Consider the following 22,241-nt stretch of genomic DNA (forward strand, 5'->3'; position numbering starts at 1 on the left):
TTCGCATGGTCAGCGGCCCGATAGCGCCGCTCACGAAACCTCTATCGCTGTCTGCTCAGCGATAGTGCCTCGCGCGGAAACGTACCGACCTCTCTGCTGAACCATGAGACATCGGATCACCTCCTTTCGCGCTATGAAAGCCAACCCCGCATCTCACTGCGGAGTGAGTGCCGCGTTCGCCGCTGGCCTCGAGGCTCAATTTGAGTCAGCGGATGGGCGAAAACAAGCCTTGAAAAAAACTTATCCCACGTCAGAATTGGTCGCTGTGGCTCGCGAGGTTCGGCGGGCTTTTTTGTCCCGGCCGTCCGCCGTCCCGGCTATCCGCGCCGTTCAAACGCAATCCTCGATCACCCGCGTCACCTCGGGCCAGCTGGGGATGTAGAGCGCGGGGAGGCCGGGGGTCTCGACCGCGAAGCGCCCTTTCGAAAAGGCCATGGCCGCCAGCAGCGGATCGTTCGCCGGCAAAGTCGCGGCAATCGTCGGCAACTCGCGCCCAGCCCTGCTCGCGGAGAGAGTCTGCTCGCGCGTTTCGGTGCGGATATGCATCGTGGTTTCGCCGTTCGCCGTTCCGGCCCGCGTCAGTGTGACCGCGCGCTGCGCCCGGTTGCAGGTGAGCGCGAAGGCCGCTTCGCTGCTTGCCGGGCCATAGACCGCCTGCGATCCGCCATCGACGGTTCGGAAATGCCAGTCGCCCGGGGTGGCGGGGGCATCCATCCAGTTCTCGTGGCTCGGCTGTGCGACCGGCGGCGGTGCCGGCTGCGGCGCCGGTGGCGGGGGCGGCGCGGGGGTGGGCTCGGGCGCGGGCTGCACACAGCTCGCCAGCGCGATACAGGCGGCTGCGGCAAGGACGCGGGTATAAGTCAAGCGAATCTCCAAGGTTTCTCGATCCGATAATGATCGCTAACCGCTTTCGGGTCCATGCCTGCCAGACAACGCCTCGACCAGCTCCTCGTCGCCCGCGGCCTCGCCGAAAGCCGCACGCGCGCGCAGGCATTGATAATGGCGGGGCTGGTTTTCTCCGGCGAGACGAAGATGGCCAAGCCGGGCCAGCAATTGCGCGACGATGCCCCCCTGGAGGTGCGCGGACGCGACCATCCCTGGGTGTCGCGCGGGGGCATCAAGCTGGCCCATGCGCTCGACCATTTCGCGCTCGATCCTTGCGGGGCGGTGGCGATGGACGTGGGCAGTTCGACCGGCGGCTTTACCGACGTGCTGCTGAGCAAGGGCGCGGCGCACGTCTTTGCGATCGACAGCGGGACCAACCAGCTCGCGTGGAAGCTGCGGCGGGACCCGCGCGTCACCGTGCTGGAACAGACCAGCGCCCGCATCCTCACGCCCGCCCAGATCGATCGCGAGTGCGACTGGATCGTTTGCGACGCCTCCTTCATTTCGCTGGCCAAGGTATTGGAAAGGCCGATGGAACTGGCCGCGCCGCGATGCCGGCTCGTGGCCCTGATCAAGCCGCAGTTCGAGGTCGGGCGCGAGGAAGTGGGCAAGGGCGGGGTAGTGCGCGATCCGGCGCTTCACACGCGCGTCTGCGACGAGGTGCGCGACTGGCTGACCGGCACCGGCTGGACGGTCGACGGCATCGTCGAAAGCCCGATCACGGGGCCGGAGGGCAATGTCGAGTTCCTGATTTCGGCTCTGCGCGGCTGAAACGCGGCCATCCCGCCGCGGCACAGATCGCGCGGGGCCGCTTGCGCGCGGCGGGGGCGACGGCCACTATCCGCCGGGCCGATTCGACAGGCCACGGTTTCGGGGGAAACAGATGACTTCTCTTGCCTCGCGCGGGCAGTTGCGCGCCAGCTTCATCCGCTGGGCGCTTTTCGCCGTGCCGGCCTGCCTGCTGCTGGGTATCCTGCCCGGACGCATCTGGACCGCCGACAGCGAATGGTTCCGGGCACTGGCCAAGCCCGCGATCTATCCCGAGCCGATGTGGTTCGGCATTGTCTGGACCGCGCTGTTCGTGCTGATGGGTCTGGCGCTGGCCCTGGTGTGCAGCGCCTGGGGCGCCCGCGGACGCAATGCGGCGATCGCCATTTTCGTGGTGCAGTTCCTGCTCAATTTGGCCTGGACCCCGACGTTCTTCGGCGCGCATCAGATCAGCGCGGCGCTCGGCATTCTCCTCGCGCTCGACCTGCTCGTTATCGTGACGATCGCCCTGTTCTGGCGCGTGCGCCGGCTCGCCGGCGTGCTGCTGCTCCCCTATCTCGCCTGGATCCTGTTCGCGACCGCGCTCAATTACGAGTTCCTGCGGATGAACCCGTCGGCCGACGGCGCGCGCGGGGGCAGCGGCGCGGTCGAGCGGATCGCGATCTGACCGCAAGCCCTGCTGCCCCTTGGGACTGGACAATAAATCCTCACAGGCCCATTTGGATCGAATGCAGAGCCAGAACCCGATGATCGCCGACTTCGTCAAGCTGCTGAACGGCGCGGCAGGTACTTTCGCGGGCATGACGCGCGAAGCGCGCGAGAGCGCGCGCGAGCGGGTCAAGGAAGCGATGGGCGGGATGGATTTCGTCAGCCGCGAGGAATTCGACGCGGTGAAGGCGATGGCCGCCCGTGCGCGCGAGGAGAACGAAGCGCTCGCCGACCGTATCGCCGCGCTCGAAGCGCGCATCGGCGGCGGGTAACGTAAGACACCTTCGACGCGGGGAAACGCGTTGCAACTGACAGCCCCGGCCATCGTCGTCGCCGCGCGCCTGCATGGCGAGACGGCGGTGATCGTGCGGGCGATGACCGAGGGGCATGGCCTGGTCGCGGGATATGTCGCGGGCGGCCGGGGGCGCGTGCTGCGTCCGGTGGTCATTCCCGGCAACCTGGTCGAGATCGACTTGCGCGCGCGCTCCGAAAGCCAGCTTCCTTTCGCCCGTCTCGAACTGGTCGAAAGCCGGGGGCCGTGGCTGGGCGAGCCCTTGCCGGCCGCGGCGATCGGCTGGGTCACCGCGCTGACCGCCACGGCCTTGCCCGAACGCCATGCCTATCCCAACATCTACAAGGCGCTGCAGGCGGTTCTCGATGCCATCTGTCATGCCCCTTCGGCCCGCGGCTGGTTCCCGGGTCTGGTCGCTTACGAAGCGCTGCTGCTGCGCGAGCTGGGATTCGGGGGAGCGCCGCCCCCGGCTGAAGCGGGGCTTGAGCCGCTGCTGGAAATCTTTGCCGCCAACGGCCCCATGCTCGAACGCTACCTGCTTGCCGACAGGCGGGGCGATGTTATGGCCGCGCGCACTATGCTGCACGAGCGACTGGGGCGGATGAAATCATGAAAATTGCGGTGTTTCCCGGCGACGGGATCGGCCCCGAGGTCACTCGCGAAGCGGTGCGGGTGCTCCAGGCGCTCGACCTGCCCGAACTGACCCTGTTCGAAGGCGATGTGGGCGCGATCGCCTATCGCCGCCACGGCCGCCCGCTGCCGGACGAAACGCTGGAGATGGCGCGCGCGGCCGATGCGGTGCTGTTCGGCGCGGTCGGCGATCCCTCGTGCGACGGGCTGGAGCGCCACTTGCGCCCCGAACAGGCGATCCTGGGCCTGCGCGCCGATCTCGGGCTGTTCGCGAACCTTCGCCCGGCGACCACCTTTGCGGGGCTGGAGGGGATGTCCGCCCTCCGCCCGGAGATCGCAGCGGCAATCGACCTGCTGATCGTGCGCGAGTTGAACGGCGACGTCTATTTCGGCGACAAGGGCACCCGCCGGCTGGACGACGGCCAGCGGCAGGGATGGGACATGATGGCCTATGCCGAAGACGAGGTGCGCCGTATCGCCCATCTCGCCTTCCGCGCGGCGCAAGGGCGCAAGGGGCAGCTGGTCAGCGTCGACAAGGCCAATGTCCTCGAAACCAGCCAGCTCTGGCGCGACGTGGTGGGCGAGGTCGCGGCCGATTACCCCGATGTCGCGCTCGAGCACATGTATGTCGACAACGCCGCGATGCAGCTCGTGCGCGATCCGGGCCGGTTCGACGTAATCGTGACCGGCAACCTGTTCGGCGACATTCTGTCCGACCAGGCGAGCATGTGCGTCGGTTCGATCGGCCTGCTGGCCAGTGCCTCGCTCGGGCAGCGCGAGACCGCATTCGGCACGTTCGGTCTTTACGAGCCGATCCACGGCAGCGCGCCCGACATTGCCGGGCAGGGCCGGGCCAACCCGATGGCGACGATCCTCTCGGCAGCCATGATGCTGCGCCATTCGTTCGGGCGCGAGGACGATGCGGCGCGGATCGAAAGCGCGGTTGCCCGGGCGCTGGCCGACGGCGTGCGCGGGGGCGATCTGGGCGGCGATGCCGGAACCGGCGCGATCGGCGATGCGGTGCTGGAGCGCCTTTGACGCTGCGCCTCGCCATCGTCCTGCCGACGCTCGACGAACGCGAAAATATCGCGCCGCTGCTGACGCGGATTGCCGAGGCGATGGGGCCGGAGGGTTGGGAAGCGATCGTCGTCGACGATGCCAGCGCCGACGGCACGGCGGACGAGGCGCGCCGCCTTGCGCGGAACGACCTGCGGGTGCGGGTGATCGAGCGGATCGGGCGCCGCGGGCTGGCCTCGGCCGCGATCGAGGGCATTTGCGCGACCGCCGCGCCTTTCGTCGCAGTGATGGACGCCGATCACCAGCACGATCCCGCGCTCCTGCCGGCAATGCTCGCCGCGCTCGAATCCGGCGCCTGCGAGGTGGCGGTTGCCAGCCGCTACGTCGCCGGGGCCAGTGCCGAAGGATTGGCCAGCACGCGGCGCGAGCGCGGTTCGCGCCTGGCGGTGCGGTTGGCCCGGCGTCTGGCGGGCGTGGACCTCAGCGACCCGATGAGCGGCTATTTCGCGCTTCGTACCGACACCGCACGCGCGCTTGCCCCGCGCATGTCGCAGATCGGATTCAAGGTCCTCCTCGACCTGCTCGCCAGCGCTCCCCGGCCGCTGCGGGTGCGCGAGTTTCCGCTCCATTTCGCCGAACGCCGCAGCGGTGTCAGCAAGCTCGATCGCGCGGTGGCGTTCGACTTTCTCGTCGGCCTCTACGACAAGACGTTCGGCAGCGTGGTGCCGACCCGGTTCGCGCTGTTCGGGACGGTCGGCGGGCTGGGCGTGCTGGTCCATCTCGCCGTGCTTGCCGCGCTCTATCGGGTCGGGGGGGCCGCTTTCATACCGGCGCAGGCGCTGGCGACCTTTGCCGCGATGACGTTCAACTTCTGGTTCAACAACTGGCTGACCTACCGCGACCGCCGGTTGCGCGGAGTCCGGGCCCTGCTGCGCGGCTGGGCGGGATTCTGTGCCGCCTGCGCGGTGGGGGCGGTCGCCAACGTCGCCGTCGCCGGCTTGCTCGAGGGATACGGCCTGCACTGGCTGCTGGCAGCGGGGGCCGGGATTCTGGTGGGCGCGGTGTGGAACTATGCCCTGTCGAGCCGCTTCGTCTGGAAGCGGCGCTGACGCCTATCGCCAGCCGTCAAGCCAGGTCCATGCGGTGAAGCTCTGCTCGTTCGCCAGCGGCGCGGCGCTGAGGATCGGGTAGAACCAGGCGAACAGCGCTGCGCTGGCGGCCAGGGTGCCTGCGGCCAGCCGGCGCCGCCCGCTCCGCCACAGCGCGTCGAGCGCCAGCGCCAGCGCGGCCAGCAGGAAACAGCTCGGCAGGAAATAGTGATAGTAGAACTGGATCGGCTTGTTCACGACGATCCAGAAACCGAGGCTGACCGCATAGAGAACGGTCACCGCGAGCGCTGCGCGATCGCCCGCGAAGGCGCGCCAGGCGGCCCAGGCCAGGGCAGGCAGACCGAGCAGCATCGTCAGCGGGTTGCCGATCAGCACGATTCCGCGCTGCGCCCCCTCGATCGGGTCGTAGAGATACCAGATCGCACGCAAATTGAAGATCCATTCGGGCCAGCGCGACTGGTACGGATGGGGTTCGACCACGCTTTCCTGCAACGCGATGATCTCGCGATGAAGGGCGATCAGGCCGTTTGCGGGGAGCGCGCCCCGATCGAAGAAATAGGCCGGAAGAAAGGTTAGCCAGTAAACCGCGAGCGGCACGAGGCCGAGCCACAGCGCGGCCTCGACCAGCGACACGCCGGGGACGGGGATACCCCGGCGACTGGTGAACAGGCGCCGTCGCCCGGCGGCGAACCGCGCGGCGAGGAAGGTGAGGCCGGGCAGTATCGCGATCGGCACCGCGTTCCATTTCGCCGCCATCGAGAGGCCCAGCGCCACGCCGGCCAGAGCGAGGCGCGAGCGCCCGGTCTCCGGCTCGCGCACCGCGGCCGCGCACTGCCACAGGGCAAGCGCGATGAAGGCGACGAAAAACGCCTCCAGCATGGCTATCCGGCTGTGCACGAAGAGCGCGAAACCGCTCGCCAGCAGGATCGCATAGGCGATCGCAGCGAAGCGCGAGAGCGTGGCGAACCACATCGCCCGCGCGAATGCGAATAGCGCCCCCGCCCCTGCCAGCGCCGGCATGATCCGCCAGCCCAGTCCATTGTCGCCCAGCAGTGCAATGCCGAGCGCGATCGCTTCCTTGCCCAGCAGGGGGTGTTCGCGATTGAGATATTCGCTGCCTTCGATCAGCGCCCGGGCTGCCGGGAGATAGTGGATCTCGTCGAAATAGGGTTCGGCCGGAACCGCGATGCGAATCAGGCACAGGCCGAAGAACACGACGGCGATCGCGGCGCTCCATCCGATCGGGTCCCGCGGATGGTCGTACACCTGGCTCATCGCGCGGATCGATAGGGGCTGTCCCGCGTTGGAGCAAGTGCACCGTCGGAGTGTTTTACACTTAAGCCGCCCCCGGACATGGTGTATGTAAAGTTTACCACAAGAACCGGCCGCCCGGCGATTCGCGGGCAGGCGGGACACATTATCGGCATGACGGGGCGCTCGGAACTGGAGGATGGTTCGATGGCTCGTCATTGGATGTGCACGGTATTCGGCCACAAGGTCAGGCGAAAGCGCGTGCGACGCGAAGGCAAGGTGTACGTCGGTCGCTGCCGCTGGTGTCGCACACTTATGGTGCGCACCGACGAAGGCTGGCGCGAAGGTTCGCCGGCCGAGATCGATCCGGGCGATTTTCGGAACGCGCAGTCGTCCTGAACCCGTGACCGGAGCTACCGGCGAGGCGAACCGTTGTTCTCATGGGACGAACCGTGTTGCGGTGACATGCAAGGGGTTGGAGGCAAGGGAACATTCTGCTTAGACATTTCGTTGTTCCTCGGTGACATCACCAAGAAACGGAAGGGTCAATATTTATGAAGCTTCGTAATATCTTTTTCGCAACCGCAGCGGCCTCGCTCGCGGCGGCGCCTATCGCTGCGCAGGCCGAGACGACCGCCCGCGTTTCGGAACCCGTCACCGAGGCCTCGGAGCTTGGCGGTGAAGGCATCGGTGCCGGCCTGATCGTCGCGGCGATTGCGGCCGTCGGCATGATCGTTCTCATCGTGAGCGACGACGACGACGAGGATCCGGTCAGCATTTAAGACCTGAACCGAATACGACAGGAAGGGCGGTGCCGCGGCGCCGCCCTTTTTCGTTGCACCGCCGTGCCGCGCACTACTAGTGCGTCGCGACGAAACAACGTTGGAACGGCGGCGATGAAGAAGACCGATGGAATGAACCGCGCGATCACGCGCACCTGGCGCCCGGCAACGCGGGCCGTGCGCGGGGGCACGTGGCGTAGCGAACACGGCGAGACGAGCGAGGCGCTGTTTCTCACCTCCGGCTACACTTACGACGATGCCGCGACCGTCGCCGCGCGTTTTGCCGGGGAAGCGGACGGGATGACATACTCCCGCCTCCAGAACCCCACCGTCGCCATGCTGGAGGAACGAATCGCCTTGATGGAAGGCGCCGAGGCCTGTCGTGCACAGGCCAGCGGCATGGCGGCGATGACCGCGGCGCTGTTGTGCCAGCTTTCGGCCGGCGACCATGTTGTCGCCGCGCGCGCGGCTTTCGGGTCGTGCCGCTGGCTGGTCGATCATCTGTGCCCCCGGTTCGGAATCGAAACCACCGTGATCGACAGCGCCGACAACGCTGCGTGGGAGGCTGCCATCCGGCCGAATACCAGGGTGCTCTTCTTCGAAACGCCGGCCAATCCGACGCTCGACGTGGTCGACCTGGAATATGTCTGCGGCCTGGCGAAAGCGCACGGCATCGCGACCTTGGTGGACAATGCGTTCGCCACCGCCGCATTGCAGCGTCCGCTGGAATTCGGCGCCGATATCGTGGCCTACAGCGCGACCAAGCTGATGGATGGGCAGGGGCGGGTCCTGGCCGGCGCGATCTGCGGCAATCGCGAATTCATCGACGAAGTCCTGCTGCCGTTCCAGCGCAACACCGGTCCCAACCTGTCGCCGTTCAACGCCTGGGTGGTTCACAAGGGATTGGAGACGCTGAGCCTGCGGGCCCATCGGCAGAGCGAAAATGCGCTCGAAATCGGCCGGTTCGTCGAAGAGCGCGGCCCCCGCGTGCTGCATCCGGGCCTGGAAAGTCATCCCGGCCATGCCCTTGCGGCCAAGCAGATGGATGCATTCGGGCCGATCTTCGCTTTCGATGTCGGCAGCCGGGAGAAGGCCTTTGCCGTGCTCGATGCGCTGGAGCTGATCGATATTTCGAACAACATCGGCGATTCGCGCAGCCTGATGTGCCATCCCGCCAGCACGACCCATGCAGGCATGAGCGAGGAGGCGCGGGCGGAGATGGGCGTTGCCGAGGGGCTGCTGCGGATCAACGTCGGGCTGGAAGATGTCGAGGATCTGCGCGAAGATCTCGACCGTGCGCTCGCCGCGGCAGGATACTGACCGCCTCCGGCAGAGCCATTGCACCCTTTACCGCACCTGCCGCTTGCCATTATCGTGGATGGCGATGAAACAGCTGTTCCAACATGCCGCGATTACCGAGGGGATCACCGTTCGCGTGGCGGTGAATTTCCTGCCCGAACAGTCGCAGCCCGATGCGGGAAAGTGGTTCTGGGTCTATCATATACGGATCGAGAACGGATCGAACGAGCGGGTGCAGCTCAGGACTCGCCATTGGCGAATCACCGATGCGCGCGGCGCGGTGAATCTGGTCGATGGGGAAGGGGTGGTTGGCGAAATGCCGATTCTGGCTCCGGGCGACAGCCACGATTACGTGTCGGGCTGCCCGCTGGCGACGCCGCACGGATCGATGGAAGGATTCTATACCTTCCACCGCACCGACGGCACACCGCTGGAAGTGCGGATTCCCTTCTTCCCGCTGGCAGCGCCGGCAACCGCGGATTAAGACGGGGAGCATGAAGGCCGGGCAAGTCCGCCACACCGAAAGCTCCCGCCGCTTCGGCGCGCTGCCAGCCTGTCCCGATCTCGTCATCCCCGATTTGAAACGGCGACACGGCGGCGATGGCCGGTTCGCCCGCGAAACCGCGCGTGCGGCCGGTGGCCTGTGACTGCCCCTCCATCTGCTGGCTTTGCCACCGCTCTCTCGGCACACGCGTTCAGTGGCACCATCCGGTGCCCAGGGCCAGAAAGGGGCGGGCGACGGTACCGGTCCATCCGATCTGTCACCGGACGATTCACGCCAACTTCACCAATGCCGAACTGGCCCGGATCGGGGCGGATCGCGACCGTCTGACGGCCGAACCCGCGATTGCCAGATTTCTCGCCTGGGTGGCTGACAAGCCGCCCGATTTCCACGCTCCCACGCGCGGAAGACGGGGGCGTTGACGCTGTTCTTCAAAGCCGACTCTAGTCGACCCCGCCGAAGCCGGGGATGAACGTGTTCGGCACTGTCCACTTGTAGACCGGGCGATTGGCGACCACCCGCCTTTCGTCCGGGGACCAGTCGCCCATGCCGAAATCGTGGCTGACCACGCGCGCGCCCGGTTCCAGCTGCTCCAGCAATTGCGGGCGCAGGCGCAAGTTCAGCGTATCGCCGAGATAGAGCGTGACGACGTCGGCATCGGAAAAATCGGTCGCGAACAGATCGGCTTCGCGGAATTCGACCAGGTGCGCGACGCCGGCCGCTTCGGCATTGGCGCGCGCCTCGCGGATCAGGCGCGGATCGATCTCGATCCCCACCGCGCGCACGCCGAACTCGCGCGCTGCGGCGATGGGGATGCGTCCATCGCCCGAACCGAGGTCGTAGAGCACGTTGCCCGGTTCGATCTCGGCCATTTCCAGCATGGCGTCGACCACCGGCTCGGGCGTGGGCACATAGTGGATGTCCACCCGCGGCCCGCACGATGCGAGCGTGGCGAGAAGCGCCGCGAGGATCGGCAGCAGGCGAAGCGGGGAGGATGCGGCCGTCATATGCACGAGAGTGAGCCGGTTCAGGTGACGACAGTATGAATATCGGCGGGATGGCAGCGCGCGCGCTCGGGGCAGGGCGCGCATACGAAAAGGGCGGCCATCGGCGGCCGCCCTTTCCTCATCCGGCGATAGAGCGCTCAGCCTTCGACATGTTCGGCGAGAACGGTCAAGCCGGCCTCGCTGACTTCGGCGAAACCGCCGCGAACCTCGATCTCCTCCGGCGCCGCGCCTTCGGTCTTGTAAACCTGGACCGCGCCGTCGCGGATCGTCGACATGAAGGGGGCGTGCCCTTCCAGCACGCCGAACTCGCCTTCGGCGCCGGGGACGACCACCATGTGGACATCCTCGCTGCGGACGAGCTTGGCCGGGGTCACGAGTTCGAAATGCAGTGCCATTGTTCCTACCTTGCTCCCCTCCCGCTCGCGGGAGGGGTGGGGGGTGGGCATGGGCCCGCAAGGGCCCACCCCGTTGCGACTAGGCTCCCCTGCGGGGTTCGCCAAGTCTCACTGCCCCTCCCGCAGGCGGGAGGGGAAATCCGTTCGTTACGCCTCGTCGGCCAGCCTCTTCGCCTTGGCGACCGCCTGGTCGATGCCGCCGACCATATAGAAGGCGGCTTCGGGCAGGTGATCGTATTCGCCTTCGACGACGGCCTTGAACGACTTGATCGTGTCTTCCAGCTGCACGAACTCGCCCGGGATGTTGGTGAACACCTCGGCGACATGGAACGGCTGCGACAGGAAGCGCTGGATCTTGCGCGCGCGGGCGACGGTCAGCTTGTCCTCTTCGGACAGCTCGTCCATCCCCAGGATGGCGATGATGTCCTGCAGGCTCTTGTACTTCTGCAGCGTTTCCTGAACCTTGCGCGCGGTTTCGTAGTGCTCCTGGCCCACGACGCGCGGTTCGAGCACGCGGCTGGTGGAATCGAGCGGATCGACCGCCGGATAGATGCCCAGCTCCGAAATCGCACGGCTCAGCGTGGTCGTGGCGTCGAGGTGGGCGAACGAGGTCGCCGGGGCGGGGTCGGTAAGGTCGTCCGCCGGCACGTAGATCGCCTGGACCGAGGTGATCGAACCCTTGGTGGTCGAGGTGATACGTTCCTGCAGGTTGCCCATGTCGGTCGACAGGGTGGGCTGGTAACCCACCGCCGAAGGAATACGGCCGAGCAGCGCCGACACTTCCGAACCCGCCTGGGTGAAGCGGAAGATGTTGTCGACGAAGAACAGCACGTCCTGCCCTTCCTGGTCGCGGAAGTATTCGGCCATCGTCAGACCCGAGAGCGCGACGCGGGCACGCGCGCCCGGCGGTTCGTTCATCTGGCCGAACACCAGGGCCACCTTGGAACCTTCGGACGTTGCATTGCCCTCGGCATCCTTGGCGATAACGCCGGCGTCGAGGAACTCGTGGTAGAGGTCGTTGCCCTCGCGGGTACGCTCACCCACGCCGGCGAAGACGGAGACGCCGCCATGGCCCTTGGCGATGTTGTTGATCAGTTCCTGGATCAGCACGGTCTTGCCGACGCCGGCGCCGCCGAACAGGCCGATCTTGCCGCCCTTCGCATAAGGGGCGAGGAGGTCGATGACCTTGATGCCGGTGACGAGGATCGCCGCTTCGGTCGACTGGTCGACGAATTCGGGGGCCTCGGCGTGGATCGGCGCGGTCTGCTCGGCGCCGATGGGGCCGCGCTCGTCGATCGGCTCGCCGACGACATTCATGATGCGGCCCAGCGTCTTCGGGCCGACGGGGACCGAGATTTGCGCGCCGGTGTTGATCACTTCCTGCCCGCGGACGAGGCCGTCGGTGCCGTCCATCGCGATCGTGCGGACGGTGTTTTCGCCGAGGTGCTGCGCGACTTCGAGGATCAGCGTGCTGTCGCCGTTCCTGGTTTCGAGCGCGGTCAGGATCGCCGGCAGTTCGCCGGGGAACTGCACGTCGACGACGGCGCCGATGACCTGGCTGATCGTGCCGTTGGTTGACTGGTTCAATACGGGTGCGGTGGCCATGATGCTATGTCCTGCCTTGCAATTATTCGGCGCCGGAAGCGCAGATCGAAGCGGGGTCGGCGAGCGTCCATTCCCCATCGCCGGGGGTCAGGGTCGCCTTGTTGCGGAGGTACGAATCTTCGCCGAGGCCATATTCGCAGATCACGTCGCTGGAGCCGAATCCGGCGCGTTTGCAGACCGCGGTGTTGACCGGCTTCAGCTCGGGGCATGCCTCTGCCAGCAGGCCCGAGAACAGTTCCTGGTCCGGGGCCGGGAGCGAAGGTTCCGGGGCCGGTTCGGGCGTCTGCGCGGGGGTCGGCTCGGGCGCGGGCTCTTCGCCGCAGGCGGCGAGCGAGAGGGCGAGGGCGGGAACGAGAAGAACGATCTTTTTCACGATTGTATTCCGGTAGCTGGGGCTCAGAGCGCTTCCGCGCCGGCGATGATTTCGATGAGTTCGGTGGTGATCGCGGCCTGGCGGCTGCGGTTGTACTGGATGGTGAGCTTGTCGATCAGTTCGCCCGCGTTGCGGGTCGCATTGTCCATTGCCGTCATCGACGCACCCTGTTCGGAAGCGGCGATTTCCAGCAGCGCGCCGAACACCTGCGTTTTGACGTAACGCGGCAGAAGCTCTTCCAGAATGGCTTCCTCGTCCGGTTCGTATTCCACCACGGCATCGCCGCCGGTGCGCGCCTTGCCTTGTTCGGGGGCGGGGACGGGGATCAGCTGCTGCACGGTGGGGTTCTGCACCAGCGCCGACTGGAATGTCGGATAGATCAGATGCGCGACATCGAACTCGCCCGCTTCGAACAGCGCGATCAGCTCGTCGGCGATTGCCTCGGCTTCCTCGAAGCCCGGATTGCGCACCGTGCTGGTGTCGAACTGGTGGCCGATCTGCTGCGCGAAATCGCGCTTGATCGGCGCCCGGCCCTTCTTGCCGACGAGGTAGAAGGACACGTCCTTGCCCTCGGCAGCCAATGCGCGGGCCCGGACCTTGGCGGCCTTGACGATGTTCGCGTTGAGGCCGCCGCACAGGCCCTTGTCGGTGTTGACCACGACCAGCAGATGCCGCCGATCCGCCCCGGTTCCGGCGAGCAGCTTCGGTGCGTTGTCGCCGCCGACTTTGCCCGCGAGCGAGGCCATGACCGCCGACAGCCGCTCGGCATAAGGGCGCGCGGCCTCGGCCGCGGCCTGCGCCTTGCGCAGCTTGGCCGCGGCGACCATCTGCTTGGCCTTGGTGATCTTCTGGGTCGACTTGACCGAGTTGATCCGGCCCTTGAGTTCCTTGAGTGAAGCCACTCTTCGGTCTCCAAACTCCCTCTCCCCTTCAGGGGAGAGGGCGGGGGAGAGGGGGCTTTCGCCACCTCGGTTGAACGGTTTCGGGAACGGGGTAATCCCCTCTCCCAACCCTCTCCCCTGCAGGGGAGAGGGCTATTCTCAAGCGAACTGCTTGGCGAAAGTGTCGAGCGCCTTCACCGTGCGGTTCTTCACATCGTCTTCGAACTTGCCGCTTTCGCGGATGTCCTTGAGCACGTCGGCATGTTCGCTGCGCATGTAGCTCAGCATTGCCGCCTCGTATTCGGTCACGCGGTCGGTCGGGATCGCATCGAGATAGCCGTTGGTGCCGGCGAAGATCGACACGGTCTGCTCCTCGAACGGCATCGGGCTGAACTGCGGCTGCTTGAGCAGCTCGGTCAGGCGCGCGCCGCGATTGAGCAGCTTTTGCGTCGCGGCGTCGAGGTCGCTGCCGAACTGCGCGAAGGCGGCCATTTCGCGGTACTGCGCCAGCTCCAGCTTGATCGAGCCGGAAACCTTCTTCATCGCCTTGGTCTGTGCGGAGCCGCCGACGCGGCTGACCGAAAGGCCGACGTTGATGGCCGGGCGAATGCCCTGGTAGAACAGGCCGGTTTCGAGGAAGATCTGCCCGTCGGTGATCGAAATCACGTTGGTCGGGATATAGGCCGACACGTCGCCCGCCTGCGTCTCGATGATCGGCAGCGCGGTCAGCGATCCGCCGCCGTTCGCCTGGTTCATCTTGGCCGCGCGCTCGAGCAGGCGGGAGTGGAGATAGAACACGTCGCCCGGATAGGCTTCGCGGCCCGGCGGGCGGCGGAGCAGGAGCGACATCTGGCGATAGGCGACGGCCTGCTTCGAAAGGTCGTCGTAAACGATCACGGCGTGCATGCCGTTGTCGCGGAAGAACTCGCCCATCGCGCAGCCGGTGTAGGGCGCGAGATACTGTAGCGGGGCCGGCTCCGACGCCGTGGCGGCGACGACGATCGAATATTCCATCGCGCCGTTTTCTTCGAGCTGGCGCACGATCTGCGCCACGGTCGAACGCTTCTGACCGACGGCGACATAGATGCAGTAGAGCTTCTTGGATTCGTCGTCGCCCGCGTTGACTTCTTTTTGGTTGATGAAGGTGTCGATCGCGACCGCGGTCTTGCCGGTCTGGCGGTCGCCGATGATCAGCTCGCGCTGGCCGCGGCCGACGGGCACGAGAGCGTCGATCGCCTTGAGGCCGGTCTGCACGGGTTCGGAAACCGATTCGCGCGGAATGATGCCCGGCGCCTTCACCTCGACGCGGCGGCGCTCGGTCGTTTCGATCGGACCCTTGCCGTCGATCGGATTGCCCAGCGCGTCGACCACGCGGCCCAGCAGGCCCTTGCCGACCGGAACGTCCACGATCGTCTCGGTCCGCTTGACGCTGTCGCCTTCCTTGATTTCGGCGTCGGAGCCGAAAATCACGACGCCGACATTGTCGGCCTCGAGGTTGAGCGCCATGCCCTGAACGCCGTTGGCGAATTCGACCATCTCGCCGGCCTGGACTTTGTCGAGGCCGTGGATGCGGGCGATGCCGTCACCGACCGAAAGGACGGAGCCGACTTCGCTGACTTCGGCTTCGGTGCCGAAGTTGGCGATCTGGTCCTTGATGACCTTGGAGATTTCTGCGGCGCGGATTTCCATGTGCGTGTCTTCCTTCGAGCCTTGTGGCGTCAGCCCTTCATGGCTTGGGCGAGAGAATTGAGGCGGGTGCGGATCGAACCGTCGATCCGCTTCGAACCGATGGTGACGACGAGCCCGCCCAGGAGGTCGGGATCGACTTTCGCGTCGATCTTGACCGTGCGCCCTTCGCGCGCGGTCAGCTTGTCCCTGAGCGCGCCGAGCTGCGCCTCGGTGAGTGCGTGAGCGCTGGCGACCTCGGCCGTGACTTCGCCCCGCTGGGCGGCGGCGATCGCGCGGAAAGCGCGAATAATGGTGGGCAGTTCGCCCAGCCGGCGATTGTTGGCGAGAACGCCCAGGAAATTGCCCGTCAGGTCGGACAGGCCGAGCAGCCGGGCAACCCCGGCCATGGCCGCGCCCTGCGCCTTGCGGCTCAGTTCGGGATTGGTGGTCGCGGCGCGCATCTCCGCCGATTCGGCGAGAGCGGCGGAAAGCTTCTCAAGGTCCGATTCGACGGCAGTGACCGTGCCTTTCTCGGCGGCCAGATCGAACAGGGCCGAAGCATAGCGCCCTGACAGGCTAGCCTGAATACCGGCGGAAATCTCCACGCGTCTCTCGTCCTTTAAAGGTCCGGAAAATAGCGGTGCATCGCCCATGCCGATGCGGGCGGAACGAGCCACCCCGGCAAGGCTGGCGCGCGACTAGCACCGGGTTTCCTACTATGCAACCCGCCTCGGCGGCGAAGGGATGGGTTTCGACGGTGCGCCGATCGCCTACCGCTTGGCCTCGCACGAATAGACCAGCCGTTCGTTGGGGGCGGAAGGGAGCAGCGCGGTCACCCCCGACTGGAGATCGCCCAGCGTGCTCGCGGCCCCTTCGGCGCTGCATTTGGGCGGGGAGTAGTTGCCGCGCGCCTCGCGCGCCGCGGCCATGTCCGCACGGCTCAGCAGATAGCGGTCGGTGCGGAATGTGCCCGTCGCGGGATCGAACACGTTCACCGAGACCGCCTGTTCCTGGTTCGGCACGAACACGCGCGACCAATCGCCCCCGGAAAAGCCGTATTGCGTGCGGCCGTTGACACAGCCGTCTTCGCGCCAGGAGAATTCCAGTTCGCGATCGGGCGCACCGATCACGCGGCTGCGCGACAGGTCGAGCGTGCAGGTCAGCATCCCGTCGCCGGTCGCGTCGGCGCCGGGGGCGTCGGGCGTCTCGTCGACCTCGCCCATCGCCGCGGCGATGCGGCGTTCCACTTCGTCCAGCCCGGGCCGCGTGAACCACAGCGCCAGCGCGGCAATGGCGGCCACGGCAGCGAGAGTGCCCGCGATCATCATGCGGCGCTCCCCATCTTCGTCCGCCTGCCGGGCCTGCCACGCGACCGCCACGCCGCCTGCGGCGACCAGCGCCAGCACGAAAGCCAGCGCCATCGCATTCTCGCGGTCGACCTGCACCGATTCGCGCGCTGCGTCCTCGGCGCGGGCGCGCCGCTCGCGGGTTTCCTGCGCGCGTGCGGCGAGCTGCTGCCGCGCTTCCGCCTGCTGCCGCTCGACCCGCGCACGCTCGGCTTCGTTCAAGTCTTCCAGGCTGCGGCACGGCAGGTCGGCGACACGCGCCTCGACATCGTTGGCGCGCAGGAAGGGGAGAAGCTCGCGAGTCGAAACCGCGAAGTAGAACTCGCCGTCCGATCCGCCCGAATCGGTGCCGAAGCTGTTCACGCCGATCACCCGGCCGCAGCCGTCCAGCAGCGGGCCGCCCGAATTGCCGCGCGCGATCGGCGCGGTGTGCAGGATCGTGTCGAACAGACGGCTTGGCCGCTGGCCCGACAGGAACCCGCGGCTCTTCACCGGAGGCTGAGAGCGAAAGATGTCGCCGATTTCCAGACCCTGCGCGCGATCGACGTTCATCGGGTAGCCGACTGCCGAAACCTCTCCGTCGCGCACGGCCCCTGCCGCGATGGTCAGCGGGGGCAGGCGCAATTCGCCGGTGATCTCCACCAGCGCCAGGTCGTTGCTCGGGCTGACCGCGAGCGGGCGGGCATAGTCGGCCGCCTCGCCGCCTTCGCTGGGCACGATGCCGATCCGCAGAGTATCGTCCTGCAAGGCTTCGCGCACGACATGCGCGTTGGTGACGATCGTGCGCGGGCCCACGGCAAATCCGGTGCCGTGGCTGACGGGGAAGACCTCGTCGCCGTCGGTCCCCATGATCACGACGCGCACCACGCCGCGCGCCGCGGCATCGATATCGGCCGGATCGGCCTGCGCCGCCGCCGGAACGATCAGCGCGAGCAGCGCGGCGGCAAGGGTGATCAGGCGCATCATCGCGGCTATGTAGGCGAGTGCGGCTTTTGACCGCAAGCCGCGGGATGTCCGGCGGCGCTAGATCGAACATAGCGGGCATCGCGAATGAAGGAGCTTGCCGCTATGAAGGGTGCCGCAATGATATCCGACGACACCGCCTGGGCCGCAGTCAAACGGCGCGACCGCAGTTTCGACGGGCACTTCGTGACCGGAGTGCTCTCGACCGGGATCTACTGCCGCCCCTCGTGCGCCGCACGCCATCCGCGGCGCGAGAACGTGCGCTTCTACGCCAGCGGGGCGGAGGCGCGGGCGAACGGGCTGCGCGCCTGCAAGCGCTGCCGGCCCGACGATGTCGCGCGCGACGAAGCGGCAGTGGTCGCCGCGATCGACGAGATCCGGCAGGCGGCCGACGGCCTCGAAGGCACGCCATCGCTCGATACGCTGGCGCAGGTTACCGGCTATTCGCCGAGCCATTTCCAGCGCGTGTTCAAACGCGCCATCGGCCTTTCGCCGGCCGCCTATGCCCGCGCCCTGCGCGAAGAGCGCGCACGCGATGCCTTGAGCGAGGGGGCGAGCGTAACCGGCGCGATCTACGATGCCGGCTTCTCCGGCCCCTCGCGCTTCTACGATTCGACGAGGGGGAAACTGGGTATGGCACCGAGTGCATGGGCAAATGGCGGCGCGGGCGTGGCGATCCGCTGGGCCGTGGTGGAGACCACGATGGGGCCGATGCTCGTCGCCGCGACCGACAAGGGCGTGTGCCGCCTCTCGTTCGGTGAAGGCGAGGCGGACTTGCGGCGGCGTTTTCCCAACGCCGAGCTGGTCGAGGGCGGGGCGGCCTTCGCGAAATTGCTCGCCGACGTTGTCGCCACGGTCGAATCGCCGGGCGATTTCGCCCACATCCCGCTCGACGTGAAAGGCACCGCCTTTCAGGAGGCGTGCTGGAAGGCGCTGCGCGAAATACCGCCCGGTGAAACCCGCACATATTCCGATATCGCCGCTGCCGCCGGCAACCCGAAGGCCGTGCGCGCCGCGGGCAGCGCCAACGCGCGCAACAACGTCGCCGTCCTGATCCCGTGTCACCGCGTGGTCCGGTCCGACGGCGATCTGGGCGGATATGCCTATGGCCAGGATATCAAACGTGAACTGCTCAAACGCGAAGGAGCGAAGACATGAGCGAAACGAGCAAAGTCGATGCGTTCCGCGCGCTGCACATTCCCGGCGATCCGCTGGTGCTGTTCAACATCTGGGATGCCGGTTCGGCCCGCGTCGTGGCGAAGGCGGGCGCCCCGGCGATCGCGACGGGCAGCTACGGCGTGGCCGAATCGCTCGGCTATTCCGACGGCGAGACCGTTCCGCTCGACCTCGTGCTCGCCAACCTCGCGCGGATCGTGGCGGTGACCGACCTGCCGGTGTCGATCGACATGGAGGCCGGCTATGGCGAAAGGCCGGAGGACGTGGCCGCCTCGGTCGCCCGCGCGCGCGATGCCGGCGCCGCCGCGATCAATATGGAGGATCGCGGACCGGGCCAGGATGCGCTGGTCCCCGTGGCGGAACAGGCCGAACGCCTCGCCGCCGCCGCGTCGACGGGTCTTTTCATCAATGCCCGCTGCGACGTGTTCCGCGGCCGCGACGCTGCGAGCGACGGTGCGGAGCTGGTCGCCGCAACGCTCGACCGTGCGCGCGCCTACGCCGATGCCGGCGCGGGCGGCCTGTTCGTGCCATTCCTCGCCGACGCGGGCTGCATTGCCGCAATCTGCGAGGCGTCGCCGCTCCCGGTCAATATCCTCTGGTCCCCGGCCTGCGGCGACCGCGCTGCGCTGGCGAAGCTGGGCGTGGCGCGGATCAGCCACGGGCATCAGCCGTGGGAAGCCGCGATGACCCTGCTTGAGCGCGAAGCGCGGGCCGTGCTCGCCGGCGGAACGCCCGGCTACGCGGCCTGACCGAAGGTCTAATCGATCCTGGGCGCCATTCCCGGCTCGCATTTCTCCATCGCGCGGCGGTAGGCCTCACGCCGGCCGATGCGCTGGAGATAGGCGGCGATATTGGGGAAGGCGTCCAGGCTCGGGCCGCCGAAACTGCGGGCGGTGGTGAGGCTGAAGCCCATCATGATGTCGGCGGTGGTCAGCTGCGCGCCGCCGAAGAATTCCGCCTCGCCCAGCCGCGCCTCCGCCAGCGCCCAGGCCTTTTGCGTCCGTCCGGTCACGAATTCGGGCACTTCGCCCATGCGCGCGGTGACAAGCGCCATCAGGCCATTGGTCATGAAGGTCGCGTTGGCGAAGTGGAACCAGAACAGATGCCCGGCGAAATCGGGATGGTCGGGCCCCGGCGACAGCTTCGCCCCGCCATATTTGCGATCGAGGTATTCGCAGATCGCGCCGCTTTCGCCCAGCGTCAGGTCGCCGTCGGTGATCACCGGGGCGATCCCCATCGGATGCAGCGCCTTGTATTCGTCGGGCGCGAGGTTGTTGTCCTCCCGCCGCGAATAGAGCCGGAGCGTATAGTCCAGCCCCAGCTCCTCGCACAGCCACACGATCCGTTCCGATTGCGAGATGCGAAGATGATGGACAGTCAGCATTCGGGGCTCTCCTAGACGAAACTGTATGGATCGATGTCGATCGATACCCGCACGCCGCGGGGGAAGTCGAGCGCGTTCAGCCAGGTTCGGATCGTATCCTGCAGGCGGGCGCTGCGGCGGGCGTTGATGAGCAGGCGATAGCGATAGCGGCCGCGCAGGAGCGAGAGGGGCGCGGGCGCGGGGCCGAAGATCGCGATGTCGGGCAAGTCGGGTCGGGTCCCGCCGATCGCGCGGGCGGCCTCTTTCGCTTCCGCCTCGTCCTCGCTCGACACGATGATCGCGGCCCAGCGGCCGAATGGCGGGGCGCCGGCGTGGCGCCGCGCCTCTGTCTCGGCGGCGTAGAACGCGTCGCGGTCGCCGGCGGCCAGCGCCGCGATCACCGGCGCTTCGGGATGGCGGGTCTGGATCAGGACCTGTCCCGGCTTCTCCCCGCGTCCCGCACGCCCCGCGACCTGAGCGACCTGCTGATAGGTCCGCTCCGCCGCCCGCAAGTCCCCGCCCTCCAGCCCGAGATCGGCATCGACCACGCCCACCAGCGTCAGCTCGGGAAAATGGAATCCCTTGGTCACCAGCTGGGTCCCGACGATCACGTCGATCGCCCCTTCCTCGACCTGGGAGACGAACTCGGCCGCGCGTTCGGGCGAATTGAGCGTGTCGCTGGTCGCCACGGCCACCCGCGCGCCGGGGAGGATCTCGGCCACCTCGTCGGCAATCCGCTCCACGCCCGGCCCGCAGGCGACGAGACAGTCCGGCTCTCCGCATTCGGGGCAGGTGGCGGGCGGCGCGGTCTCGTGCCCGCAATGGTGGCAGGCGAGGCGGCGGGTAAAGCGGTGTTCGACCAGCCAGGCGGTGCAGTTGGGGCATTCGAACCGGAAACCGCAGTTTCGGCACAGCGTCAGCGGGGCATAGCCGCGCCGGTTGAGGAACAGCAGCGACTGTTCCCCGCGCTCGAGCCGCACGGCCAGTTCCTGCGTCAGTCGCGGCGCCAGCCAGCGGCCGCGCTCCGGCGGGTCTTCGGTCAGGTCCACGGTCTCGATCGCCGGCAGCTCCGCCGCGCCGAAGCGGCTCGGCAGTTCGAGCCGTTCGTAAATCCCGCTTTCCGCCATCTGCAGGCTTTCGAGCGCGGGGGTCGCGCTGGCGAGCACGACCGGCAATGCCTCGAAATGCGCGCGCATCACCGCCACGTCGCGCGCGTTGTAGCGCACGCCCTCGTCCTGCTTGAAGCTGACCTCGTGCGCTTCGTCGACCACGATCAGGCCCAGCCGGGCATAAGGCAGGAACAGGGCCGAGCGCGCGCCGACCACGACTTGCGCCTCGCCGCCGGCGATCGCGCGCCAGGCGCGGCGGCGTTCGGTCGACTTGAGCGATGAGTGCCAGACGACCGGCGGCGCGCCGAAGCGATCCTCGAACCGGCGCAGAAACGCCTGGGTCAGGGCGATTTCGGGCAGGAGGACGAGGACTTGCCGCTCGCGTTCCAGCGCGGCGGCGACGGCTTCGAAATAAGTCTCGGTCTTGCCCGATCCGGTCACGCCGTCGAGCAGGAAGGGTGCGAAGGCGCCTTCGTTCACGGCCTCCACCAGCCGCGCCGCGACCGCGGCCTGCTCTGGGTTCAGTTCCACCGTCGCGTGGCCGGCGCGTGCGCGGGAGTAGGGGCGGTCGCAGTCGACGGTGATCGGCTCCAGCGCGCCCTGGTTCACCAGCCCGCGCAGAACGCCTTCCGAAACGCCGGCGGTGTCCGCCAGTTCGCGGATCGTCGCCTGCTCGCCCTCCAGCCGCTCCATCGCGCGTTCGCGCTGCGGGGTCATCCGCTCGGGCATTCCGCCGCTCAGCCGGTATTCGGTCATCGTCGCCGGGCCGCGCAGCGCGCCGCCGCTGGAAATCACCATTCGCGCGACGGCGGACAGCGGGGCGCAGTAATAGTCGGCGGTCCATTCGATCAGCCGCCGCAGTTCGGCGCGGAGCGGCGGCACCGGCAGCACCTCGACCAGCGGGCGCAGTTTGGCGTCGGGCACCGATTCGGCGGGCAGCCGCTCCTCCTCCCACACGATGCCGACGATCTGGCGCGGGCCCAGCGGCGCGGCCACGACCGACCCGGGCGCGACCGCCATGCCGTCGGGCACGCGATAGTCGAGGGCGCCGAGCGCGGCGTTGAAGACGAGGAGGCGGACACGGTTCATCTGTCCCGCCATATGAGAGCGCG

Annotated in this window: 25 protein-coding genes; 13 read left to right on the forward strand and 12 right to left on the reverse strand. The window is 67.5% G+C overall.

Annotation, left to right across the window (positions count from 1 at the left end):
• Nucleotides 1–330: 330 nt before the first annotated feature.
• Entirely contained in the window at nt 331–864 is a 534-nt protein-coding gene (locus V5F89_RS10015; protein WP_338445507.1) for a hypothetical protein, read from the reverse strand.
• 54 nt (nt 865–918) lie between these two features.
• Here V5F89_RS10015 and V5F89_RS10020 point away from each other — a divergent pair, with 54 nt between their 5' ends.
• From V5F89_RS10020 to V5F89_RS10045, 6 genes are all read left to right on the forward strand, one after another.
• Nucleotides 919–1,656, forward strand: a complete 738-nt coding sequence (locus tag V5F89_RS10020; RefSeq protein ID WP_338445508.1) for a TlyA family RNA methyltransferase — start codon at nt 919–921, stop codon at nt 1,654–1,656.
• 112 nt (nt 1,657–1,768) lie between these two features.
• Entirely contained in the window at nt 1,769–2,320 is a 552-nt protein-coding gene (locus V5F89_RS10025) for a TspO/MBR family protein (RefSeq protein ID WP_338445509.1), read from the forward strand.
• 61 nt (nt 2,321–2,381) lie between these two features.
• A complete protein-coding gene (locus V5F89_RS10030; protein ID WP_129523991.1) occupies nt 2,382–2,633 on the forward strand; it encodes an accessory factor UbiK family protein in 252 nt (83 codons plus the stop codon).
• Nucleotides 2,634–2,663: 30 nt separating this feature from the next.
• On the forward strand, nt 2,664–3,266 hold the full coding sequence (gene recO / locus V5F89_RS10035; protein WP_338445510.1) for a DNA repair protein RecO: 603 nt from the start codon (nt 2,664–2,666) through the stop codon (nt 3,264–3,266).
• Nucleotides 3,263–4,321: a 3-isopropylmalate dehydrogenase gene (leuB, locus tag V5F89_RS10040; RefSeq protein WP_338445511.1), complete on the forward strand. Its 1,059-nt coding sequence runs from the start codon at nt 3,263–3,265 to the stop codon at nt 4,319–4,321. The genes recO and leuB overlap by 4 nt, the downstream gene beginning before the upstream one ends.
• Nucleotides 4,318–5,409 carry a glycosyltransferase family 2 protein gene (locus V5F89_RS10045; protein WP_338445512.1) on the forward strand — a complete coding sequence of 364 codons (1,092 nt, stop codon included), beginning with the start codon at nt 4,318–4,320 and terminating at the stop codon, nt 5,407–5,409. The genes leuB and V5F89_RS10045 overlap by 4 nt, the downstream gene beginning before the upstream one ends.
• A gap of 3 nt (nt 5,410–5,412) precedes the next feature.
• Here V5F89_RS10045 and V5F89_RS10050 read toward each other — a convergent pair whose 3' ends face one another.
• The gene (locus V5F89_RS10050; RefSeq protein WP_338445513.1) at nt 5,413–6,684 is read right to left on the reverse strand and encodes a phospholipid carrier-dependent glycosyltransferase; all 1,272 of its coding nucleotides are present in this window, start codon (nt 6,682–6,684) and stop codon (nt 5,413–5,415) included.
• Between the two features lie 78 nt (nt 6,685–6,762).
• Here V5F89_RS10050 and V5F89_RS10055 point away from each other — a divergent pair, with 78 nt between their 5' ends.
• The 5 genes from V5F89_RS10055 (at nt 6,763) to V5F89_RS10075 (ending at nt 9,665) form a co-directional block, all read left to right on the forward strand.
• The gene (locus V5F89_RS10055; protein ID WP_338445514.1) at nt 6,763–7,059 is read left to right on the forward strand and encodes a hypothetical protein; all 297 of its coding nucleotides are present in this window, start codon (nt 6,763–6,765) and stop codon (nt 7,057–7,059) included.
• 155 nt (nt 7,060–7,214) lie between these two features.
• Nucleotides 7,215–7,442: a hypothetical protein gene (locus V5F89_RS10060; RefSeq protein ID WP_338445515.1), complete on the forward strand. Its 228-nt coding sequence runs from the start codon at nt 7,215–7,217 to the stop codon at nt 7,440–7,442.
• A 114-nt stretch (nt 7,443–7,556) separates the two neighbouring features.
• Nucleotides 7,557–8,762, forward strand: coding sequence for a trans-sulfuration enzyme family protein (locus V5F89_RS10065; protein ID WP_338445516.1), 1,206 nt, complete (start codon nt 7,557–7,559; stop codon nt 8,760–8,762).
• Between the two features lie 64 nt (nt 8,763–8,826).
• Nucleotides 8,827–9,225 (forward strand): Co2+/Mg2+ efflux protein ApaG, encoded by a 399-nt coding sequence (gene apaG / locus V5F89_RS10070; protein ID WP_338445517.1) that lies wholly within the window; start codon nt 8,827–8,829, stop codon nt 9,223–9,225.
• A 116-nt stretch (nt 9,226–9,341) separates the two neighbouring features.
• The gene (locus V5F89_RS10075) at nt 9,342–9,665 is read left to right on the forward strand and encodes an HNH endonuclease (protein WP_338445518.1); all 324 of its coding nucleotides are present in this window, start codon (nt 9,342–9,344) and stop codon (nt 9,663–9,665) included.
• 21 nt (nt 9,666–9,686) lie between these two features.
• Here V5F89_RS10075 and V5F89_RS10080 read toward each other — a convergent pair whose 3' ends face one another.
• The 8 genes from V5F89_RS10080 to V5F89_RS10115 all read right to left on the reverse strand — a co-directional run bounded on the left by V5F89_RS10080 (nt 9,687) and on the right by V5F89_RS10115 (nt 17,484).
• Nucleotides 9,687–10,250 (reverse strand): SAM-dependent methyltransferase, encoded by a 564-nt coding sequence (locus V5F89_RS10080; protein ID WP_338445519.1) that lies wholly within the window; start codon nt 10,248–10,250, stop codon nt 9,687–9,689.
• A gap of 137 nt (nt 10,251–10,387) precedes the next feature.
• Complete coding sequence (locus V5F89_RS10085; RefSeq protein ID WP_338445520.1) at nt 10,388–10,645, reverse strand: ATP synthase F1 subunit epsilon; 258 nt, start codon at nt 10,643–10,645, stop codon at nt 10,388–10,390.
• A 147-nt stretch (nt 10,646–10,792) separates the two neighbouring features.
• Entirely contained in the window at nt 10,793–12,250 is a 1,458-nt protein-coding gene (gene atpD, locus V5F89_RS10090; protein WP_338445521.1) for a F0F1 ATP synthase subunit beta, read from the reverse strand.
• Between the two features lie 22 nt (nt 12,251–12,272).
• On the reverse strand, nt 12,273–12,623 hold the full coding sequence (locus V5F89_RS10095) for a hypothetical protein (protein ID WP_338445522.1): 351 nt from the start codon (nt 12,621–12,623) through the stop codon (nt 12,273–12,275).
• 23 nt (nt 12,624–12,646) lie between these two features.
• Nucleotides 12,647–13,525 (reverse strand): F0F1 ATP synthase subunit gamma, encoded by an 879-nt coding sequence (locus tag V5F89_RS10100; protein ID WP_338445523.1) that lies wholly within the window; start codon nt 13,523–13,525, stop codon nt 12,647–12,649.
• Between the two features lie 138 nt (nt 13,526–13,663).
• Complete coding sequence (gene atpA, locus V5F89_RS10105) at nt 13,664–15,193, reverse strand: F0F1 ATP synthase subunit alpha (RefSeq protein ID WP_338445524.1); 1,530 nt, start codon at nt 15,191–15,193, stop codon at nt 13,664–13,666.
• A gap of 29 nt (nt 15,194–15,222) precedes the next feature.
• Nucleotides 15,223–15,777: a F0F1 ATP synthase subunit delta gene (locus tag V5F89_RS10110; protein ID WP_338445525.1), complete on the reverse strand. Its 555-nt coding sequence runs from the start codon at nt 15,775–15,777 to the stop codon at nt 15,223–15,225.
• A 165-nt stretch (nt 15,778–15,942) separates the two neighbouring features.
• Complete coding sequence (locus V5F89_RS10115) at nt 15,943–17,484, reverse strand: serine protease (protein WP_338445526.1); 1,542 nt, start codon at nt 17,482–17,484, stop codon at nt 15,943–15,945.
• Between the two features lie 102 nt (nt 17,485–17,586).
• Between V5F89_RS10115 and ada the strand changes: the two genes are divergently transcribed.
• On the forward strand, nt 17,587–18,639 hold the full coding sequence (ada, locus tag V5F89_RS10120) for a bifunctional DNA-binding transcriptional regulator/O6-methylguanine-DNA methyltransferase Ada (RefSeq protein ID WP_338445527.1): 1,053 nt from the start codon (nt 17,587–17,589) through the stop codon (nt 18,637–18,639).
• Nucleotides 18,636–19,406: an isocitrate lyase/phosphoenolpyruvate mutase family protein gene (locus V5F89_RS10125; protein WP_338445528.1), complete on the forward strand. Its 771-nt coding sequence runs from the start codon at nt 18,636–18,638 to the stop codon at nt 19,404–19,406. Before ada ends, V5F89_RS10125 begins: the two co-directional genes overlap by 4 nt.
• Nucleotides 19,407–19,414: 8 nt before the next feature.
• On the opposite strand, the gene V5F89_RS10130 is transcribed toward V5F89_RS10125, so the two are convergent.
• A complete protein-coding gene (locus V5F89_RS10130) occupies nt 19,415–20,041 on the reverse strand; it encodes a glutathione S-transferase (protein ID WP_338445529.1) in 627 nt (208 codons plus the stop codon).
• A gap of 11 nt (nt 20,042–20,052) precedes the next feature.
• Nucleotides 20,053–22,218 (reverse strand): primosomal protein N', encoded by a 2,166-nt coding sequence (locus tag V5F89_RS10135; protein WP_338445530.1) that lies wholly within the window; start codon nt 22,216–22,218, stop codon nt 20,053–20,055.
• Nucleotides 22,219–22,241: the final 23 nt, after the last annotated feature.

Origin of the sequence: Pelagerythrobacter marensis, from assembly GCF_036700095.1 — a bacterium.
Lineage (GTDB): Bacteria > Pseudomonadota > Alphaproteobacteria > Sphingomonadales > Sphingomonadaceae > Pelagerythrobacter > Pelagerythrobacter marensis_A.

Coding starts and splice junctions, on each gene's coding strand:
- V5F89_RS10060 (WP_338445515.1), top strand. CDS start 7,215: ATGAAGCTTCGTAATATCTTTTTCGCAACCGCAGCGGCCTCGCTCGCG.
- V5F89_RS10050 (WP_338445513.1), bottom strand. CDS start 6,684: ATGAGCCAGGTGTACGACCATCCGCGGGACCCGATCGGATGGAGCGCC.
- atpD (WP_338445521.1), bottom strand. CDS start 12,250: ATGGCCACCGCACCCGTATTGAACCAGTCAACCAACGGCACGATCAGC.
- V5F89_RS10115 (WP_338445526.1), bottom strand. CDS start 17,484: ATGATGCGCCTGATCACCCTTGCCGCCGCGCTGCTCGCGCTGATCGTT.
- V5F89_RS10085 (WP_338445520.1), bottom strand. CDS start 10,645: ATGGCACTGCATTTCGAACTCGTGACCCCGGCCAAGCTCGTCCGCAGC.
- ada (WP_338445527.1), top strand. CDS start 17,587: ATGAAGGGTGCCGCAATGATATCCGACGACACCGCCTGGGCCGCAGTC.
- V5F89_RS10135 (WP_338445530.1), bottom strand. CDS start 22,218: ATGAACCGTGTCCGCCTCCTCGTCTTCAACGCCGCGCTCGGCGCCCTC.
- V5F89_RS10020 (WP_338445508.1), top strand. CDS start 919: ATGCCTGCCAGACAACGCCTCGACCAGCTCCTCGTCGCCCGCGGCCTC.
- atpA (WP_338445524.1), bottom strand. CDS start 15,193: ATGGAAATCCGCGCCGCAGAAATCTCCAAGGTCATCAAGGACCAGATC.
- V5F89_RS10125 (WP_338445528.1), top strand. CDS start 18,636: ATGAGCGAAACGAGCAAAGTCGATGCGTTCCGCGCGCTGCACATTCCC.
- apaG (WP_338445517.1), top strand. CDS start 8,827: ATGAAACAGCTGTTCCAACATGCCGCGATTACCGAGGGGATCACCGTT.
- leuB (WP_338445511.1), top strand. CDS start 3,263: ATGAAAATTGCGGTGTTTCCCGGCGACGGGATCGGCCCCGAGGTCACT.
- V5F89_RS10130 (WP_338445529.1), bottom strand. CDS start 20,041: ATGCTGACTGTCCATCATCTTCGCATCTCGCAATCGGAACGGATCGTG.
- V5F89_RS10080 (WP_338445519.1), bottom strand. CDS start 10,250: ATGACGGCCGCATCCTCCCCGCTTCGCCTGCTGCCGATCCTCGCGGCG.
- V5F89_RS10055 (WP_338445514.1), top strand. CDS start 6,763: ATGGTGTATGTAAAGTTTACCACAAGAACCGGCCGCCCGGCGATTCGC.
- V5F89_RS10030 (WP_129523991.1), top strand. CDS start 2,382: ATGCAGAGCCAGAACCCGATGATCGCCGACTTCGTCAAGCTGCTGAAC.
- V5F89_RS10025 (WP_338445509.1), top strand. CDS start 1,769: ATGACTTCTCTTGCCTCGCGCGGGCAGTTGCGCGCCAGCTTCATCCGC.
- V5F89_RS10065 (WP_338445516.1), top strand. CDS start 7,557: ATGAAGAAGACCGATGGAATGAACCGCGCGATCACGCGCACCTGGCGC.
- V5F89_RS10075 (WP_338445518.1), top strand. CDS start 9,342: ATGGCCGGTTCGCCCGCGAAACCGCGCGTGCGGCCGGTGGCCTGTGAC.